Raw genomic sequence first — 20,209 nt, 5'->3', positions numbered from 1 at the left:
AAATACCTATATAGGAAGTCACACGTTCCGTCTTCGAATATGCTTTGATATCAAATCATGCTCGCAACTTCTTTTTTGTTTTGTTTCAAATATAGGGAATCGGAAATAACTAACGTACAGAACAATATTTTCGACAGTTTTCGGCAAAAAAGGGGTGACCAATCATGGAATGGATTGTGATTTTTGGTGCAGGCGGTCACGCACAAGTCATCATCGATATTCTTGAGTTGATGGGACTCTACCGGATCGCAGGAATTTATGACGACAACCCAGCCTTAATCGGTAAATTCGTCGCCGGGTACCCCGTGCTCGGTCTCGTCCATTCCAACGTCGTCGCCAAAAAAGGCATCATCGGTATCGGTGACAACGTCCAGCGCGAGTCACTCGAGCGCGCCATCCGCGGACGGACACCAGACTTTGAATTCGTCAACGCCATTCATCCGAGCGCCGTCATCGGCAAGAACGTCATCCTTGGTGAAGGCACGGCCGTCATGGCAGGGAGTGTCATCAATCCGAACGCCGTCATCGGCCCGCACAGTATCGTCAACACGATGGCGTCGGTCGATCACGACTGTATCCTCGATTCGTTCGCTTCAATCGCCCCGGGCGCGCATCTCGGCGGCAACGTCCGTGTCGGTGCCCGCACGTTCGTCGGTATGAGCGCGACGGTCATCCACAACGTCCATATCGGGCACGACACGGTCATCGGTGCCGGCGCCACGGTCGTGAAAGACATCCCGAACCACGTGGTCGCTTATGGATCACCGGCCAAACCGATTCGGGGGCGGGTCATGAACGAACGATACTTGTGAACACAAAAACGAGGTCTCCCCGCGCTGGGTGACCTCGTTTTTCATTTCAACTCGCGATGTAGCTCGCGGTCAGTGATATAGTCTGGCTCGAGCTTTAAGATGACCCGGTCGAAGGCACGCTGGAGACCGAACATCCCCATGCAGAGCGCTGCGAACAAGATAAAGAAGGACGGACCCGCCGAGCCGGAATCGTACCAGCCGAGAAGCGCGTACAGCATGACCAATCCGCATAACGTCAGCCAAAACGGCAACCGGACGAGCCGCTGATACGTCGCATTGTCGTTGAACGAGGCTCGAATCGTGCCGAGTTTCCATTCGCGAATGACTAATGGAATAACGCCTAGAAATCCGATGCCGAGCACGACGAATTCGTATTGGGACACGTACTGGGCGAGCGTTCCCGTGATGATGGCAGAAGCGGCCCCAATGATGAATGTCTTCGCATTTCCTTGCCGTGCGTAATCGACGAGGCGGCGGATATGTTGTTCACGTCTCATGGTCAAAGCTCCTTCTATCTTTAATTACTTCTTTCTACGATTCATATTTACTAGATGTTTCAAATTCAATGTTTTTAAATCATATGAGCTAATTTGGAGTTTGTACTAGGTACGCTGTATAATTATTTTTAATAACATCTTAGGGGAGATTAACTTGGATAGAATTAATGGTAAAACAATTAACGGCCTAATGAGGCATTTACGCGATACACATAATGTTCATGTATCTGGTAGCAAAGATAAACTGAACTTGATCAATATGGGATACTATCACGGCTATAAAGGATACCGCTTTATAAAGCATTCCCATCAACCAATTCCTTACTCCACTTTTGAAGAAATCACGAATGTTTATGAATTTGATAGAGATTTAAAAACTATATTATACCCACATATCATGTTTATTGAGACCGCTTTAAAAAATCATGTATTAAATACGCTTGTATGTCTAGGTCCTGTAGATTTTGAATATATTTTCTCGCATCATTTAAATGATTATAAAAGTGAAAATGTTGGCAATAGTAAGTACAGAGATAAGATGAAAAAAAGATTAGAATTGCGAAATAAAATATTTTCGCAAATCAGTTATAATTATTCTGAAAAGCAACCAGTGATTGCACACTTCTTCCATACAAATAAACCGATTCCTCTTTGGGCTATATTTGAGGTTATCAATTTTGGAGAGTTCGGTTTCTTCCTGCAATGCTTAAATCAAAATGTAAGAATTAAGATTGCACAAGATTTAAATATTCATTCTTCTAATTCAAACCAAAATGGTAGAATTGCTGAAGATTTTGTATTTTTGTTAAAAGAGCTTCGCAATGCTGTCGCTCACAATTCCGTTGTGTTTGATTGCCGATTTAAGAAAATCAATGTCCCTTCTAGATTAAAAGAGTATATTCAACACGAAACCAATATAAGTCAAATCAACTTTGATACAATAGGTGACTATTTCATAGCTGTTATTTTCATCTTAAAAAAATTGGGTATCACAAAAACAGAATTGAAAAAAATAGTTAGACAATTAGAAGGTGAATCCGAAAAATTAAGAAATAACATTCCAGTCTCAATTCATACTTCAGTCATGGGTTCTGATTTCCGTAATAAAATGAACCAAATCAAAGCCTATATTTAAATTTAAACTTTACTTCCCGAACACCTCATGCTATCATTATAGAACTAATAGCGGTACAATGCTTCGGCTTGTACTTAAGGGGATTCAGATGCGTCTGATCCCCTTTTTCATTTATATTGTACATCCAACTAAAACTTGAAAATCCATTTTCTATATTTGATAAGTCAAGTGTTAAGAAAATAATTCTGAATATTTGCAAATGTAAGCGTTGACATTTCGTTTTGGCACGTGCTACATTTCAAGTATCAAATAACAACTGAACGGTCTCCTGCGCAGGAATGTTACCTTTAGTGGGCATAACCTGACTCGAGTCAGATGGCATACGTGATTTTACGTATTTCCTCTGACACGGGTCAGGTTTTTTATTTGACGCGAACGTAAAATCCAATGGAAAAGGAAGGTATGGACATGAAATACGAACAGCTCGCACGCGACATTATCCAGCAAGTCGGCGGCAAAGAGAACGTCAACAGCGTCGTCCACTGTATCACCCGTTTGCGCTTCAAATTAAAAGACGAGAGCAAGGCCAACACGGAAGCCCTCAAAAACATGGATGGTGTCGTCACCGTCATGAAGAGTGGCGGTCAATACCAGGTCGTCATCGGTAATCACGTCCCCGACGTGTATAAAGCTGTCGTCGAAGTCGGCGGTTTCCAAAACCAGTCACCTGTTGAAAAAGAGGAAGGCCCGAAAGGATCATTATTCAGCCGGTTCATCGATATCATCTCTAGCATCTTCACCCCTGTCCTCGGCGTCTTGGCCGCGACCGGGATGATTAAAGGGTTCAACGCCCTCTTCGTCGCCCTCGGTTGGCTCGACGCCACATCCGGCACGTATCAGCTGTTGAACGCCATCGGTGACTCGTTGTTCTACTTCTTCCCAATCTTCCTCGGCTATACGGCCATTAAGAAGTTCGGCGGCAGTCCGTTTATCGGGATGGCCATCGGGGCGGCGCTCGTCTATCCGACGCTGTCGACACTCACGGCCGGTGACCCGCTTTACACCGTTTTCGCCGGCACCATGTTCGAGTCACCGATCCATATCACGTTCCTCGGTGTGCCGGTCATCTTGATGACATACTCGACATCGGTCATTCCGATTATCATCGCGGCGTTCTTCGCAGCGAAGCTTGAGAACTTCTTGAAGACGGTCATCCCGGACGTCGTCAAAATGTTCATCGTCCCATTATTGACGTTGCTCATCATCGTCCCACTCACGTTCATCTTGATCGGACCAATCGCGACATGGGCTGGTATGTTGCTCGGTAGCGCCACAGTCGCCGTTTACAACTTGAGCCCGCTCGTCGCCGGTCTCTTCCTCGGTGGCTTATGGCAAGTGTTCGTCATCTTCGGCTTGCATTGGGGACTCGTCCCGGTCGCCATCAACAACTTGACGTCGCTTGGGTCAGACCCTGTACTCGCACTCGTCTTCGCGGCTTCATTCGCGCAAATCGGTGCCGTACTCGCAGTCTTCCTTCGCATCAAAAATCAAAAAATCAAAACGCTATCTATCCCGGCCTTCATCTCAGGCATCTTCGGAGTCACCGAGCCGGCCATCTACGGGGTCACGCTTCCACTTAAAAAACCGTTCATCATGAGCTGTATCGGTGGTGCCGTCGGTGGTGGGATCATGGGCATCATGGGTACACAAGTGTATATGATTGGCGGACTCGGCGTCTTCGGTTACCCGTCGAACATCTCACCGGAAGGACTCACGACCGGCTTCTACGGATCACTCATCGGGACGGCCGTCGCCTTCGTCGTCGGTTTCGTCTTGACGTACTTGTTCGGTGGCGTCAATAAAGCGGTCGCCGCAACGCCACAACCAGAAGTCACACCGGTCGCAGAAGAAGTATCAGCGACAAAAGTCGGCCAAGAGCAAATCCTCAGCCCACTTGCCGGCAACGTCGTCAACTTGAAAGACATCTCGGACGTCGCCTTCTCATCCGGCTCACTCGGCCAAGGCGTCGCCATCGAACCGACGGAAGGCAAACTTGTCGCTCCGGTCGCTGGCACGGTGTCCGCCCTCTTCCCGACGCATCACGCTATCGGTATCACGACCGAGACGGGGGCCGAGGTGCTCATCCATATCGGCATGGACACGGTTCAATTGGAAGGCAAACACTTCAAGGCACACGTCACGCAAGGCGAGTTCGTGGAGAAAGGTCAGCTGTTGATCGAGTTCGACCTCGACGCGATCAAACGCTCTGGCCGTGCCCTCACGACACCGGTCATCGTCACGAACCGGAAAGTGATTTCACCGAACAAAGCATCACACGTCCAAACGGGCGAACCGATTTTCGTCATCAACGAATAAATGTGGGAGGGTTCGCCCCTCCCCTATCTTAGAAAGGATGAATTTGATGAGTTTTCCAAGCGGATTTTTATGGGGCGGCGCCATCGCCGCGAACCAAGCTGAAGGTGCGTACTTAGAAGGTGGCAAGGGCTTGACGACGGTCGACTTGTTGCCGACCGGGAAGAAGCGGTTCGACGTCATGTTCGGCGACTTGCCGTCACTCGAGCCGGTGCCGGGCGAGTTTTATCCGTCACACGAGGCGATCGACTTCTATCACCGCTATAAAGAAGATATCGCGCTGTTCGCCGAGATGGGATTCAAGGCGCTTCGCCTGTCGATCTCATGGGCCCGTATCTTCCCAAACGGCGACGACGCCGAGCCAAATGAGGCCGGTCTTCAATTTTATGACGACGTCTTCGACGAGCTGTTGAAGCACGGTATCGAACCGGTCGTCACGATCGCCCACTTCGACGTACCGGTCAGCCTCATCCAAAACTATGGCAGTTGGCGCGACCGCCGCGTCGTCGACTTCTTCGAGACGTACGCGACGACGCTGTTCACCCGCTATAACGGTAAAGTGAAATATTGGATGACGTTCAATGAGATCAATATGCTGTTACACTTGCCGTTCATCGGCGCCGGACTCGTCTTCGAGGACGGTGAGGACAAGCAGCAAGTGAAATATCAGGCGGCGCATCATCAGCTCGTCGCGAGCGCGAAAGCGGTCAAGGCAGCGCACGCCATCAATCCTGACATGCAAGTCGGCTGCATGCTCGCGGCTGGCCAGACGTACGCCTACTCGTGCAACCCGGACGACGTCTTGGACGCGATGGACAAGGACCGTGAATCGTTCTTCTTTATCGATGTGCAGTCGCGTGGCGAGTACCCGGGCTACGCCAAACGTTACCTCGACGAAAACGGTATCACGCTCGAGATGGAAGACGGCGACCTCGAGCTGTTGAAACAGCACACGGTCGACTATATCGGCTTCAGCTATTACGCGAGCCGGACGACGAGCACGGACCCGGAGATCAACGCATCGACCGAAGGCAACATCTTCAGCTCGCTCGAGAACCCGTTCCTCGAGAAGTCGGAATGGGGCTGGACGATCGATCCGACCGGCTTCCGCATCACGGCGAACCAGCTGTACGACCGCTACCAGAAGCCGTTGTTCGTCGTCGAGAATGGACTCGGTGCCGTCGACGCGCCAGACGCGAACGGCTACGTCGAAGACGACTATCGTATCGACTATATGGCGAAACATATCGAACAGATGCATGAGGCCATCAAGGACGGCGTCGAGATTCTCGGCTATACGAGTTGGGGCCCGATCGACTTGGTCAGCGCCTCGACCGGCGAGATGAAAAAACGGTACGGCTTCATCTACGTCGACAAAGACAATGAAGGTAACGGGTCCCTCACCCGTTCGAAGAAGAAGAGCTTTGATTGGTACAAGCAAGTTATCACGACGAACGGCGAAAATGTGACGCCTACTGTCAAAACCACATAAGCATGAGAATCGAACCGGTCCCGTTGACTGGTTCGATTTTTTATTAAAAAGATTTTTATCGTAACCGCTTGCATAAAAATATTTTTCATATTATGATTCAGGTGAAAATAATTTTAAGGAGGACTTTTTCATGTCACGTCTATTCGAACGGGCACAACAATTCGGGAAATCATTTATGTTGCCCATCGCCGTCTTACCGGCAGCGGGACTATTACTCGGGATCGGAGGGGCGCTCTCGAACCCGAACACGGTCCAGGCGTATCCATTCCTCGACATCACCTGGCTCCAGCATTTGTTCACCATCATGGCCGCCGCTGGGTCGATCGTCTTCGCCAACTTAGCTGTCCTCTTCGCGATTGGGGTCGCGGTCGGGCTCGCCAAGTCGGATAAAGGGACGGCCGGACTCGCCGCCATGCTCGGCTATCTGATTATGAACGCCACCATCAACGCCATGCTTCAAATCACGGGTGAGTTGATGGAGACGGATCTCGCCAGTGCCGGTCAAGGAATGGCGCTCGGGATTCAAACGCTCGAGACCGGTGTCTTCGGCGGTATTCTCATCGGGATTGTGACGGCACTCTTGCATAACCGTTACAACAAGCAAGTGCTCCCGCAGTTCCTCGGCTTCTTCAGTGGATCGCGCTTCGTGCCAATCATCACGTCGTTTGTCGCCATTGGTGTCGGGATTGCGCTCTACTTCATCTGGCCGACGGTTCAAAGCGGGATCTTCTCGCTCGGCGGACTCGTCGACAAGACAGGCTATATCGGGACGTTCATCTACGGCTTCGTGCTCCGGATGCTCGGACCGTTCGGATTGCACCACATCTTCTACATCCCGTTTTGGACGACCGGCCTCGGGGGCTCAATGGTCATCGACGGGACTTTGATCGAAGGGACGCAGAAAATCTTCTTCGCCCAGCTCGCTGACCCGAGCACGACGCAGTTCTATGAAGGTACGGCCCGCTTCATGTCAGGCCGCTTCATCACGATGATGTTCGGTCTGCTCGGTGCCGCGCTCGCCATGTATCATTGCGCGAAACCGGAACAGAAGAAAGTCGTCTTTGGCCTCTTGTTCTCGGCTGCGCTCACGTCGTTCTTGACGGGGATCACCGAGCCGCTCGAATTCGCCTTCTTGTTCGTGGCACCGGTCCTCTACTTGGTCCACGCCATCTTCGACGGACTTGCCTTCATGATGGCCCACATCTTCGAGATCACGATTGGTCAAACGTTCTCAGGTGGGTTCATCGACTTTATCTTATTCGGGGTTTTACAGGGAAATGACAAGACGAACTGGATGCTCGTACCGGTCATCGGTGCCTTCTGGTTCTTGCTCTACTACGTGACGTTCCGTTTCCTCATCACGAAGTTCAACTTCATGACGCCGGGACGTTCAGACGAGACAGCTGTGAAAGCAGCCGACGTCGACGCATCAGACCGCACGACAGCCATCATCGCAGCGCTTGGTGGCGATGCCAACATCGACACGGTCGACTGCTGTGCGACACGCCTCCGCGTCACCGTCAACGACCACCAGCACGTCCGCGAGGATTTGTTGAAGGCGACGGGCGCCCACGGGGTCGTGCAAAAAGGAAATGGGATTCAAGTAATTTACGGTCCTTCTGTTACAATTATTAAGAATGAAGTCCAAGAGGCGTTAGGCCGGGGCGAATAACGTATTGTGTTGGAGGGAATAGCCGTGTGGGAACAAATGAAAGACGTCTATCCAGAGATGACGGACAGTGAGAAAAAAATTGCCGATTACCTCATGACGAATATGAAAGACGCCATCGAGTTGACGATCACCGAGTTGGCGCAAGCCATCCAGACGTCACCTGGGACCGTGACCCGGTTCTGCAAAACGATTGGGGTCGGGAGCTATTCGGCACTGAAGCTCATGATGCAAAAGACATTGACGGAAACGAACTTGCCCCAGACGGCGACGTCGCTCGAACCGATGCAGCGGTCGTATATCGAATTGATTCAGACGACCGCCCACTTGATCGACCAAGAGGAACTCCTCGCCATCTGCGACCATATCCGACGTTGCCGCTCGGTCCATTTATATGGGCTCGGTAACGCCGGGCTCGTCGCACAAGAGATGGAATATCGCTTGCGACGGATGGGCCTGCTCGCCACGACGGCGTTCGATAGCCACAGCATGGTCATGGACGCCTCAATCGCGACGAAAGACGACTTGATTATCGCTTTCTCGAACAGTGGTGAGAGCCGTGAGGTCGTCCAAGCCGTTCAGCTCGCGAAAGAATCGGGCTGCACGACCATCGCTTTCGTCGGCTATCAGCACTCCCCGCTCGCCGAGCTCGTCGACCATCGACTGTTGACGGCCGGTGCGTCGGGCGAGGCGTTCTTAATCAACACGCAACTCCCGCTCCTGTTCACGGCGGACGCGGTGACGAAGACGTTGATGGAAACGAGTGAAGACTTAAAAGCGCATTATCTAAAAACACTCAAAGCGCTCGACCGATTAAAAGAAAGAAGTGATTAATGATGACCGATTTACCAACCGGATTAATCGTCTCCTGCCAAGCACTCGAAGATGAACCGCTCCATAGCGACTACATCATGGGACGGATGGCCATCGCGGCCGTACAAGGTGGCGCCAAAGGCATCCGCGCCAACTCGGCGAAAGACATCCGTGAAATCAAACAGCAAGTGAACGTCCCGATTATCGGAATCGTCAAACGCGACTATGCGGACAGTGACGTGTTTATCACGGCGACGATGAAAGAAGTCGAAGAATTAATGGACGTGGGCGTCGACGTCATCGCTCTCGATGCGACACACCGACCGCGTCCCGACAACATGACACTGCAAGAACTCGTCCACGCCATCCGTTCGATTTATCCGAACCAACTGTTGATGGCTGACTGTGCGACGCTTGAGGATTGTATCGAGGCGGATCGACTCGGCTTCGACTACATCTCGACGACGCTGCACGGCTATACGGCCGAGACGAACGGCTCGCTCCTCTTCCACGACGACTTCAAGTTCTTGAAAGACGTGCTCGACCACGTCACGCAACCGGTCGTCGCGGAAGGCAATATCTTGACGCCGGAGATGGCAAAACGCTGCATGGACCTCGGCACACACGCCGTCGTCGTCGGCGGTGCCATCACGCGGCCGCAACAGATCACGGCGCGATTCGAAGAGGCGATGTCAGCGACGAATAAGACTGCGAACTAATTCGTTCGCTTCATCGACTATAGAAAATGGCCACTCCGAATGAATCGGAGTGGCCATTTTCTTGCATAATCATCACTTGCTTTTTTCTTTCTCCAAAAACATATTGTATACAAATTTCAACTGTTCAGCCGACAATTCAATATTGTGTTCGTGTAAGTATTTCACAGCGTACCCTAAAGCAATCGTCGCCGCACTAGCCACACCAGCCCCGACTGCCCAGCCGGCTCCAGGCACTAGTTTGACTAATTGACGAAATGCTGTTTTGCCTGCATTTCCGATGATTGTCGCAAGCAACAATTCTTTCGCACTTTCTTTCGATACAGGCTTGTTATAAAGCATAGATAATTTGATGATCAATCCTACTTGAATCCCGGTCAATGGAATAATATCCGATCCAGGAATTGGAGAGGCACCGATTGCTGCTGAAGCGAGGCCCGCACTATTAATCCAACGATTGGCAGTAGTTGATTTATCCTTCAATTCACGAGCCATCAAAATATCTTTTTGCTTCTCCTCTAAAATTTTTAAGAGCTCTTTTTGTAACATGCCGATATTTTCACCTGTTCTCGATGAAATTGGAGTGACAGGGTAAACGTAGTTAGTCGCTTGTTGAATGTATTGCACGAGTCCACCAATGTCTTCGGCTGCATCAATTTTATTTAAGACGATAATGATATTTTTGTTCGTTTTCTCGATTTCTTTTAAATTCTTCAATTCATTATCAGACAGCACCGTACCAGCCGCGTTTGTAAAGAATAGAATAACATCTGATTTTTTGTAATAGTCCAATGTCACTTGCGAATTTTCTTTGTTGATATCATCTAAACCTGGCGTATCAACGAATACAATTTTATCCGAATATTTCACTTCTTTGATTTCAACCGTTTCACCTGGTTTTGCGCCAGTCGATACGAATTCTCCATCCATTAACTTGTTAATCGTAGATGACTTTCCACAGTTTACGTCTCCAACGAGCGCAATCAAAATATCGTGGTCCAGTTGATCATTCGCCTGTTTGAGTTGATCCTCATAGTTTTGATCAAACTCTTGGTCAAACATTTCCTCGTTCAATTCATTATAATCAGATATTTTATCCATTTCTGTTCCTCCATATTCGTAAACTTTCAAATACTGTTTCTATTCAGCATGCCTCGCTCTAGATGTTACAAAAGATAGACTTTAAATACTGTTTATTTCTGAAAAAGAGGTAGATGATATTTGAACTATCACACTTGAATCGTTCGACATTGATTCGACAAATTCTTGCTCTTTCTTATACTCATCTTCTCATTTAAACCTTACCTCTTTTCCCCGCACTACCCTGACACATTTTCGGACTAAGTTCATTTTTTGTATAACCATAATGTTTTATTTATAGTTTACTAATCTTATCAACTCTTCTTAGGAGGCCTATATGCACTACTCACTCGACACCATCTTACAACTCGAAAACTCGACCGAATTCAACCGTCTCAACCAACAGTTTCATCAATTCAATCCGCTCAAAGTGCTCCGCGTCGATCAGTACGAGATCCGTCACTCGAATGTCCTCGCTTGGCTGTTCGACCCGAACGAGAACCATCGGCTCGGGAGCTTCTTTTTACGGAAAGTACTGATGAACTTAATCACGAAGCCGGAGAACGAAGAGAAGATTGTCGGCATCGACTATTTGCCATTCCTGCATGCCCCACTCTCGGACGTCACGGTCCATCGCGAATGGTGGACCGGGAATGGTGCCATCGACTTACTGATTGATATTCCATCCCTGAACTTGATCTTGCTCATCGAAAACAAGTTTCATTCGAGCGAGTCGGCCGGGCAACTCAGTCATTACTTTGACCACGTCCACGAGACATTCCCAAATCGGAACATCTTGCCGGTCTATTTGACGCTCTCGAGTGATGCCCCTTCCCACGACGATTACTGGTTCCTCGATTATGAGGATGTCCGTCTGATGATCACCCAAGAACTCGAGTTGAACCGCGCGACGATTGCTGACAACATTTACGATTTCCTGACGTATTACATTGCGTTACTAGAGGAGCGCCTCGTCGATGACGAGGACACGATGAATACGGCGCTCGAGTTGTATCAAGACTATGCCTCTGCAATTCATCTGCTGTATGCGAATGCCAATCCGGCAAAGCATAAACAAATCGAACTACGGCAAGCGGTCAAAACGCTTGAGACGTTCGACGCGGAGACGAAACGACATCTCCTGCTTATCTATAACCGGAAGCGACAAACCATCGACTACATTTTCAAAACCGGCGGCAACATCGTCCACCAAGCGTTCCTCGAATTTGTGAACGAGCAGGCGATTACGACCTACTCTGCACATACTCGCGTACCGAACTTCGTCATGGACGACTGGTTACCATATTTGGATCAAATGGACCGGTTGAATCGCTATTGGCTCAACTATGGACTGATCATCTGGTTTGAACGGAAAGGCAGTACACGTCTCAAACTTTACGTGGAAGTCGGCCCGATTGATTATGCCGAACGTCTCCCGCTTCTAGAAGCACTTGAAGCGAAAAACATCTCGTTTTGGAAGTCTGGGAAACAAGAAGGCAAGAAGTTCACGCGCATTTATACTGAGACGACCGATGTCTCCGATTGGACAAACACAGCTGTCGTAAAAGATGCAATGACATCACTCATCGACGACCCTTCGTTCCGCTCGTTCAGTAAGACGGTGACCGAAGTCTTAAGCAACATTTACACCAAATCGCCAGTTGAGCTTTAAAGGATAGCCTAACTGAATCATTTTCAGTCGCCTCATCTTACATGATTTTAATGTAGGGATGAGGCGATTTATTTACTAGAGTTTATACTTCAGTTAGATAAGCATTTATTTATATTTTGTTTATAAATGTGACAATTTAGGGAACATCATATATGGATGTGCCGTGAATGCGCTGAAAGATGTTTAAAAAGTGAAACACGTCTTTTGGTTCAATTTTAGTCGAGACTTTAAATCGTCATCGTTAATTGTAAGCGCTTACTAAAAAGGAGGAACGAGATGTTTAACCGAAAATACGCAATACTTGCATCAGCTAGTTTATTGGCGTTCTCGATTTCAGGTTGTACTCCGAACGATTCAAGTGATAGTGGGAAAACGGAAATTAAATTTATCAACGGTTTCACTGGTGGTGATGGCGACTACATGACAAAAATCGTCGATGATTTTAACTCCAGCCAAGACACATATGAAGTCGTCCAGTCCCAAGAAAAAGAACACTACACCAAGTTTAAATCTGGTGATTACGACCTGGTCGTCATGCATGAGACGAACCTCGACACGTATCAAAAAGATCAATTGATTCAAGACGTCGGACCGTTCATGGAGGCAGCCGAAATTTCAGAGAGTGATTTTAACGAGGCGGGGATTCAGTCCGGTTCAGTCGATGACAAAATGTTCGGCGTCCCGCTCGACATTCACCCGCTGACAATGTTTTATAACGAAGACATGGTTAAGGAGGCACCTACCGATTACGAACAGTTGAAACAGCTCGGAGAATCGCTTCAAGCTGAAGATTCAAACTTGTACGCGTTCGGACTTCCATCGACAGGACTGACAACATTCTACTTCACCGTCGCTGCCGCGCAAAATGGAATCGATTTAGCCAAAGAAGGTTATTTGGATTTCACTGATAGTGCATACGCCGACGCGTTGATGCAATATCATGCGATGGTGTTTGAAGACAAGACCTCGCCTGAGAAACTAGGTCTAGACGGGGAGTTCCAAGCGTTCATGAAATCAGCCGAGGACAGTTCGAAACAGACCGCGGTCACGTTCACCGGCCCTTGGTATTATCAAGCCGTGAAAGAGAAATACGGCGATGCGCTTGGCATCGGCAAAATGCCGACGTTATTCGAAACCGCCGCGACAACTGGTAACGCCCACACGATTTCAGTCGCGGCCGCTGTCGACGATCAAGAAACGAAAGACGGCATTGCCGAGTTCTTGAAGTTCATGTATACGCCTGAAAACTTAGCGAACTGGGCCGAGTCTGGTCAAACCCCGACGCACATCGCCACACTCGAATTGATTTCAGAGGACCCTGAGAAATATGCGCTCGCCAATCAAAATCAGGAGCAGTTAGAAATGTATGAACCTGCCCCGCGCGTGTATCAGTTTGATGAGCAAATGCGTTATATGAACGAGGTCGTCTTCACGAAATTGACCGGTGAGGCGAATCTGACGAAAGAAGACTTGATGGCCGAGCTCGAAAAAGCGACAAAAGCATCGAAACAAGTCGCCGACACCCAACAGTAAAGATGACCTTTCGATCAGTGTGGGTGCTCCTACACTGATTGTTTTGGAAGGAGGACGTGCGATGTATATGACGAAACGAACGAAATGGATCGGTTTTTTGTTCGTGATTCCATTTCTCCTCAGTTTTCTCATCTTTTGGCTGACCCCGTTACTATATGGCGTCTGGATCAGTCTTCATGATTTTCGCCTGTCTGTGGGCAATAACGGGTTCATCGGATTAAAGAACTATGTCGATATTCTCACGCCGGACACGCTCTATAACAACGTGTTCATGAACTCTTTAAAAAACACGTTAATGTTTATCGTCTTGAGCGTGCCACCGCTCATCTTGATCAGCCTCGGCTTGGCCCTATTAATCGATAACTTGCCGAAGCGGTTGAAGACATTTTTCCGGACCGTCTTTTTCTTGTCTTATGCCATTTCCGTCACAGCCGTCTCAGCACTCTATCTTTGGTTGTTCGGCGCCAACGGTGGGTTCATCAACAACTTGTTGTTGAATACGGGGATGATTTCGTCGCCGATCAACTGGACCGGTGACCAACCGTATGCGTGGTTCGTCATCGTCATCGCGACCGTCTGGTGGACGATTGGCTTCAATATGCTGTTATTCGTCAATGCGCTCGATGAAGTCGATCCAAACTTGTACGAGGCAGCCGACTTGGATGGGGCTTCCTCGTGGAACAAGTTCCGCTACATCACGTTGCCTGACATTCGAAATATCTCCATCTTTGTCATGATTACGACCGTCATCGCATCGTTTAACTTGTACGGACAGTCACTCCTCATCACACGCGGTGGACCAAGTCAATCGACGAGTTCCTTGATCATGGGCATTCATGCGACCGTGTTCGGAAACAACCAACTCGGTGTCGGTTCCGCCATGGCGCTTTTGATGGGTATCATCATGATGGTCATCACAGGCCTCCAATATTGGATGTCATATCGAAACAACAAAGAAGAAACGGAAAGTGGAAAGTCCGAGAAGAAACGGTTCACCCGTGCCACCAATGTCGGACCGACAAATGTCAGCTCACGGCCAGCCACGACGATTGAGAAAAAGGAGCGGAAAGTCACATGAAGAAGAAACGAATAAAATCGGTCCTACTCGTGACAATCACATCCATCCTGGCCATCTTGTTCATATTCCCGCTCGTTTGGATGGTCTTCACTTCGTTCAAGACTCTTAGCGAATCACTGTCGAGTGCCGGCCTCTTCCCGAACGAATGGACGCTCGAGCACTATCAGACCATCTTCTCTGCTTCGGCAGACTCGAACATGGTGCAATGGACGATCAACACCGCGGTCGTCACGCTCATGGGAACGGTCATCGTCATCTTCGTCGACGTCCTCGCCGCCTATGCGCTCGCCCGGCTAAATATACCAGGCAAAAAAATCATTTTGGCCATCGTCATCATCGCATTGACCGTTCCGGGGATTGTGACATTGTTCCCAGCGTTTTATCTGTTCAAAAGCGTGAATTTACTGGATACGTACTATCCGCTCATCCTCCCATACTCCGCAGGAACGCTCGGGGTGTTCCTCATTTATAACTTCTTGCGCTCTTTCCCGCAGGAACTCGAGGAAGCCGCCTACCTTGATGGGGCGACCCAGTGGCAAGTATTGACGAAAGTCATCTTCCCGTCCATCAAGCCCGTCGTCACGACACTCGGCGTCGTCACGTTCCTCGCCATTTATAACGATTTTCTCTGGCCCTCGCTCGTGACGAATAGCGATGAGATGAAGACGCTCACGCTCGGGGTCGCCACGCTCGTCCAAGGGTCAAACTTCGTCAATCCGGCCGCCATGATGGCCTCCACCGTCGTCGCGACCGTACCGGCTCTTCTAATCTTTCTTTGGGCGAACAAATACTTCGTCAAAGGGGTCACGAATTCGGGGATTAAGTGAGTCGTATACCTATATAAAAAACATCGAGATTCACGTAGTAAGGACTACTGAATCTCGATGTTTTTCGTGTTACGAACGATACGTGATTTGATTTACTTGATGATTTTTGTCATTTTCTTCAGTTCTTGATAACCCGTTTGTGTCATCTTCACGGTCACCGTCACGCCCGCTTTTTGACGTGGAATCGTCAACTTGTAGTTCCCTTTCGAATCCACTTTTGCGGTCTTACTGATAGCTTTCGTTCCGACGAACGCTTGAACCGTCGCAGCTCTATTTCCTTTACCCGTCACCGAGGTAGCGCTCGACTTCACCGTATTCACAGTGAACGTCGCGAACGTATTCAATACTTTAGACGAGGCAGCCGTCGATAGGTTTCCTGCAGCATCTTTCGCTCGGACCGTCACCGTCGCCCCTGCTTTCGTCGTTTTCAAACTGTAACTGTATGTGCCGGCAGTCGATGCTTTCGTCGTGTACGTCCGTCCGTTGTACGTGATGGACACCGTCGACCCCTTCTCGGCTTTTCCAGTTACTTTCGTCGATTTGTTCGTCAGCGTCGAGATGGTCGGCTTCGACGGTGCTACTTTATCGATGGTGAACGTCAAGAGTTTCACGTTTCCTGCCTCGTCTGTCACACGAAGTGAGTAAACACCGGAAGCGACAACCGTCTGTCCACTGGCAATATTTTTACCGTTTATCGTCGCGCTTCCCTCATTGAAGGTTACCGTCACCGATTTGTTGGTGAGTTGTTTACTCGTAACGCCTGAGACAATCGGAGTCGTGCGATCGATTGTAAATTCGCGAGTCGTCACATTACCCACTTGATCAATGACTTTCAGAACGTATTTGCCTTCTTGTACAAGTTTCGTACCTGAAACAAAAGTCTTCCCGTTCAATGAAGCAGTTCCTTCGCTGAACGATGGTGTCACTTCACGGTAGCTTTGTTTACCTTCCACAAACCCTGAAATGACAGGAGACGTGCGATCGATGCTGAATGAAAGTTTGGTTTCGTTTCCAGCATCGTCTGTCACGATTAAGACATAGTCACCTGTCTGATCAATGTTTGTTCCCGATACATAAGAAGTACCGTTCAGTTTACCGACGCCTTCTGTGAAGATTGGTTTTACTTGTTGATAAGTCTTTCCGCTCTCCACACCGGTCACCGTAACTGGTTTCCAATCAATTTTGAAACGAACCGTCGTCTCATTCCCAGCCTGATCTTTCACTTTCAACTCATAGTCGCCATCACTAGAAATTGTCGTACCTGAAGCGAATGGTTGCCCGTTAAGCGTTGCTGCACCTTCTATGAACGTTGGCGTCACTTCACGGTAAACAGACCTCCCTTCAAGAAACCCTTTGATAACGGGAGCTGTATGATCAATCGTGAATGAGATTTTTGTCTCATTCCCAGCCTCATCCGTCACGAGTAAGACATGGTTTCCTTCAAGCGTGATAAGTGTACCAGACGTGTAAGCTACCCCATTCAACTTAGCAGTTCCTTCTGTAAAGGTTGGCTTAGCCTGTTGATACGTTTTACCTTCTTCAATCCCTGTCACGATGACCGGTTTTCGATCGATTTTGAAACGAACGATTGTCTCGTTTCCAGCCATGTCCGTCACTTTCAACTCGTATTCACCGTCTGTAGCGATTTTCGTTCCAGTAACAAACGGCTTCCCATTAAGTGTTGCGACACCTTCAGTAAATGTAGGTGTCACTTCACGATAGGAAGATTTATCTTTAATGAAGCCATTTACAATCGGAGCTGTGTGATCAATCGTAAATGAGATTTTTGTCTCATTCCCAGCTTCATCTGTCACGATTAAAGTATGGTTCCCTTCAAGTGCGATGGATGTACCAGACAAATAAGCCACTCCATTTAATTTAGCTGTTCCTTCTGTAAAGGTTGGTTTAGCTTGTTTATACGTTTTACCTTCTTCAATCCCTGTCACGATGACTGGTTTTTGATCTAACTTGAATCGAGCCGTCGTTGCATTTCCAGCTTTATCTTTGACCGTTAACTCATAGGATCCGTCCACAGAAATCGTAGTACCAGAAGTAAATGGTTGACCGTTCAAGGTGGCTACCCCTTCAGTAAAGATTGGTTTGATCGGCTTGTTATACGATTTATTTTCAACATTCAGCGTTGGCGCAACAAAATCTAGTCCGAACTTGACTATTGTTTGATTCCCAACCTGATCTTTAACGATAAGTTCGTACTCGCCCTCTTTATCAATCTTTATACCTGACGTATATGACTGACCGTTCAACGTGGCTGTTCCTTCTTTAAATGATGGCATGACTGGTTGATTATAATAGTGTTCGTGCGATACACCTTCAACCGTCGGTGGAGTAAAGTCGATTACGAATCGAAGAGTTGTACTATTTCCTGCCTTGTCCGTAACCGTTAATACGTACTCACCTTCATTTTTTACTACAGTCCCATTAGTTATCGTCTTACCGTTCAACGAAGCCGTTCCCTCGTTAAATGAAACGGTTACTGATTCCTTATAACCCACATTGTCCCTCACACCTGAGACGATAGGAGCACTCAAATCAATACTGAACTCTTTAATAACTTGATTACCCGCCTTATCTTGTACCACTAATTGATAATCGCCTGCAGCAGATATAACCGTTCCGGATACAAACGATTTGCCGTTCAATGTGCCTGTATCTGTGAAGACTGGTTTGACTGACTTGTTGTAAAGTTTTAAATCAACACCGGTTACCGTAGGAGCAGTCAAATCAATTTCAAAATCAATTTTTGTTTCATTACCTGCTGAATCCCAAACTAAAAGTTGATGTTTTCCTTCTTGGGCGATGACTTCACCTGAGAAGTAAGGATGCCCATTTAACGTTGCATCACCTTCCACAAATGTTGGTGCGACTGTAGCTTTGTACACCGTTCCTGTTGTAACATTAGCAACTTTAACTGGTGTGTAATCAATAATGAATTGATATACGGTCTTGTTCCCTGCTGTGTCTACAACACTAAGTTCATAATTTCCTTCGTCTCGAATTGATTGACCTGAGAAGAAAGGAGTTCCATTCAATGATGCGACGCCTTCAGTGAAAATAGGAGTGACCGCTTGCTTATGGTATCCGTTTGTCACACCAGTCACAGCTGGAGAAGTAACATCTTGAACTTTCACTGTCGTTGCAACACTGGTATTCCCAGCCTGATCTACGGCATAAATCATTAAGTTCGATCCCGCCATCTGTTTTGAAATTGTAATGCTGTAATTACCTTGCGCATTACTCATTCCGGTAGCCAAAGTTTTAGATGCATTTTTAATCAGGATGGTCGCTCCTGGTTCTGCCGTACCAGACACACTTGTACTTTGATCCGTTAACGTATTAACCTTCGGTGAAGACGGAGCACTGTTGTCCGTAACCGTCACGTACGTCGGTTCTGACCAATTGCCATACCAATCGATTGCATAAAATGTTGCCGTATAGCCTGCACGTTGTTTAGGAATATCAAAATCAAAATACCCTTGATCATCCGCATGTGAAGATACGGTATAGTCTTCAAGATAGGCGTAAATTAAAGCATTTGCTTCAGCTCGCCCTGACAAACGAAGATCACTATCCCCGATTACGTTCACAGATACTTTTTCTGGTGCTGTATTATCAATGACGTAAACTGGCTTGCCTTCACTCTTATTACCTGAGTCATCAACAGCATGTACAGAAATTGTCGTTCCTCCTTTTTGAGGAGCGAAAGCGATATTGTAGTAGCCATAAATATCTGCTTTTGCTTGACCGATAATTTGTTGATTAACTTCGGCAGTTACGAGCGCGCCAGGTTCCGTATAACCAGACAACGTTGTCGAGTATTCATATGTGTAACTCTCCTCATACACTGAGGGAGAATTTGGAGGCGTGACGTCTCGATAATCGACATAGAACTCACTTGAGGTAAAATCAGTACCGTAATTAAAGTAATTTTCATTTTTAATTCGATCTTGGTTTCCATAAATATCTTTAGCCCAGATATAATAAATCTGCCAAGTTCCTCCTTCATTGGCTGTAGCTTCAGAAGGGATGAACGCATCGAATACATTGCCGTAGCGATTCGTATATTGAACTGTATAGAGGTTACCGTTTGGTTTTAGGAATACCACCTCTGCAACCTCAACTTGACTCTCATCATCAAAAACAGTGATCAACTGATTTCCTTCAGTAGATTGGACGATTTTATGATTGATGTAAGATATGTTTATTCGTGGCGCATAAAATTCAGGAGCATAAAACAAGTCTCCACCGCTTAATTCGAAATTTCCATAGGGGAATTGAGAGTCGAAATACCAAGCATTGTTACCGCTAGTATCCTTTATCGTGACTCCTGCAATTTCCATAATTCCATGATTTTTAGTACTCATGAAAGTCGGTACATCTACTTTATATAAATTTCCACCAAGACTACTCGCTTTCAGTTGGAAATACCCTGATTCGGCTTCCGAATCTCCTTTATACATTACCGTGTGAACGCTAAAATAAAATTGACAGTTTTTGCTCGATACGATTTTACACTATTGCCGAAAAATCAGAACAGAACTCCGATAGAGTAGT

Annotated in this window: 14 protein-coding genes; 11 read left to right on the top strand and 3 right to left on the bottom strand. The window is 47.6% G+C overall.

What is annotated here, in order from left to right:
• Positions 1 to 164 precede the first annotated feature (164 nt).
• On the top strand, positions 165 to 812 hold the full coding sequence (locus tag KNP82_RS00070; protein ID WP_214826528.1) for an acetyltransferase: 648 nt from the start codon (positions 165 to 167) through the stop codon (positions 810 to 812).
• Between the two features lie 41 nt (positions 813 to 853).
• Here KNP82_RS00070 and KNP82_RS00065 read toward each other — a convergent pair whose 3' ends face one another.
• Complete coding sequence (locus tag KNP82_RS00065) at positions 854 to 1,309, bottom strand: hypothetical protein (RefSeq protein ID WP_214799966.1); 456 nt, start codon at positions 1,307 to 1,309, stop codon at positions 854 to 856.
• 154 nt (positions 1,310 to 1,463) lie between these two features.
• On the opposite strand from KNP82_RS00065, the gene KNP82_RS00060 reads away from it, so the two are divergent.
• The 6 genes from KNP82_RS00060 (at position 1,464) to KNP82_RS00035 (ending at position 9,450) form a co-directional block, all read left to right on the top strand.
• On the top strand, positions 1,464 to 2,444 hold the full coding sequence (locus KNP82_RS00060; protein WP_214826526.1) for an Abi family protein: 981 nt from the start codon (positions 1,464 to 1,466) through the stop codon (positions 2,442 to 2,444).
• Between the two features lie 408 nt (positions 2,445 to 2,852).
• On the top strand, positions 2,853 to 4,760 hold the full coding sequence (locus KNP82_RS00055) for a beta-glucoside-specific PTS transporter subunit IIABC (RefSeq protein ID WP_214826523.1): 1,908 nt from the start codon (positions 2,853 to 2,855) through the stop codon (positions 4,758 to 4,760).
• A gap of 37 nt (positions 4,761 to 4,797) precedes the next feature.
• Positions 4,798 to 6,249 (top strand): 6-phospho-beta-glucosidase, encoded by a 1,452-nt coding sequence (locus KNP82_RS00050; protein WP_214826521.1) that lies wholly within the window; start codon positions 4,798 to 4,800, stop codon positions 6,247 to 6,249.
• A 130-nt stretch (positions 6,250 to 6,379) separates the two neighbouring features.
• Entirely contained in the window at positions 6,380 to 7,921 is a 1,542-nt protein-coding gene (locus KNP82_RS00045; RefSeq protein WP_021066322.1) for a maltose/glucose-specific PTS transporter subunit IIC, read from the top strand.
• A gap of 24 nt (positions 7,922 to 7,945) precedes the next feature.
• Positions 7,946 to 8,752: a MurR/RpiR family transcriptional regulator gene (locus tag KNP82_RS00040; protein WP_214826518.1), complete on the top strand. Its 807-nt coding sequence runs from the start codon at positions 7,946 to 7,948 to the stop codon at positions 8,750 to 8,752.
• A 2-nt stretch (positions 8,753 to 8,754) separates the two neighbouring features.
• Positions 8,755 to 9,450 carry an N-acetylmannosamine-6-phosphate 2-epimerase gene (locus KNP82_RS00035; RefSeq protein WP_214826515.1) on the top strand — a complete coding sequence of 232 codons (696 nt, stop codon included), beginning with the start codon at positions 8,755 to 8,757 and terminating at the stop codon, positions 9,448 to 9,450.
• A gap of 72 nt (positions 9,451 to 9,522) precedes the next feature.
• Here the strand turns inward: KNP82_RS00035 and KNP82_RS00030 are convergent, their stop codons facing one another.
• Positions 9,523 to 10,548 (bottom strand): YcjF family protein, encoded by a 1,026-nt coding sequence (locus KNP82_RS00030; RefSeq protein WP_029594834.1) that lies wholly within the window; start codon positions 10,546 to 10,548, stop codon positions 9,523 to 9,525.
• Positions 10,549 to 10,864: 316 nt separating this feature from the next.
• Between KNP82_RS00030 and KNP82_RS00025 the strand changes: the two genes are divergently transcribed.
• The 4 genes from KNP82_RS00025 (at position 10,865) to KNP82_RS00010 (ending at position 15,637) form a co-directional block, all read left to right on the top strand.
• A complete protein-coding gene (locus tag KNP82_RS00025) occupies positions 10,865 to 12,199 on the top strand; it encodes a PDDEXK-like family protein (protein ID WP_214826512.1) in 1,335 nt (444 codons plus the stop codon).
• Positions 12,200 to 12,475: 276 nt separating this feature from the next.
• Entirely contained in the window at positions 12,476 to 13,732 is a 1,257-nt protein-coding gene (locus KNP82_RS00020; RefSeq protein WP_214826509.1) for an extracellular solute-binding protein, read from the top strand.
• A 61-nt stretch (positions 13,733 to 13,793) separates the two neighbouring features.
• A complete protein-coding gene (locus tag KNP82_RS00015; protein ID WP_214826506.1) occupies positions 13,794 to 14,810 on the top strand; it encodes a carbohydrate ABC transporter permease in 1,017 nt (338 codons plus the stop codon).
• On the top strand, positions 14,807 to 15,637 hold the full coding sequence (locus KNP82_RS00010; RefSeq protein ID WP_029594830.1) for a carbohydrate ABC transporter permease: 831 nt from the start codon (positions 14,807 to 14,809) through the stop codon (positions 15,635 to 15,637). The genes KNP82_RS00015 and KNP82_RS00010 overlap by 4 nt, the downstream gene beginning before the upstream one ends.
• Before the next feature lie 92 nt (positions 15,638 to 15,729).
• Here the strand turns inward: KNP82_RS00010 and KNP82_RS00005 are convergent, their stop codons facing one another.
• Positions 15,730 to 20,115 (bottom strand): Ig-like domain-containing protein, encoded by a 4,386-nt coding sequence (locus KNP82_RS00005; protein ID WP_214826503.1) that lies wholly within the window; start codon positions 20,113 to 20,115, stop codon positions 15,730 to 15,732.
• Between the last annotated feature and the right edge of the window lie 94 nt (positions 20,116 to 20,209).

It is taken from the genome of Exiguobacterium sp. s26 (assembly GCF_018618235.1).
In the GTDB taxonomy this organism is placed as follows: domain Bacteria; phylum Bacillota; class Bacilli; order Exiguobacteriales; family Exiguobacteriaceae; genus Exiguobacterium; species Exiguobacterium chiriqhucha.
The sequence above is the reverse complement of the archived record's forward strand: the minus strand, read 5'-3'. Positions and strand labels throughout refer to the sequence as shown.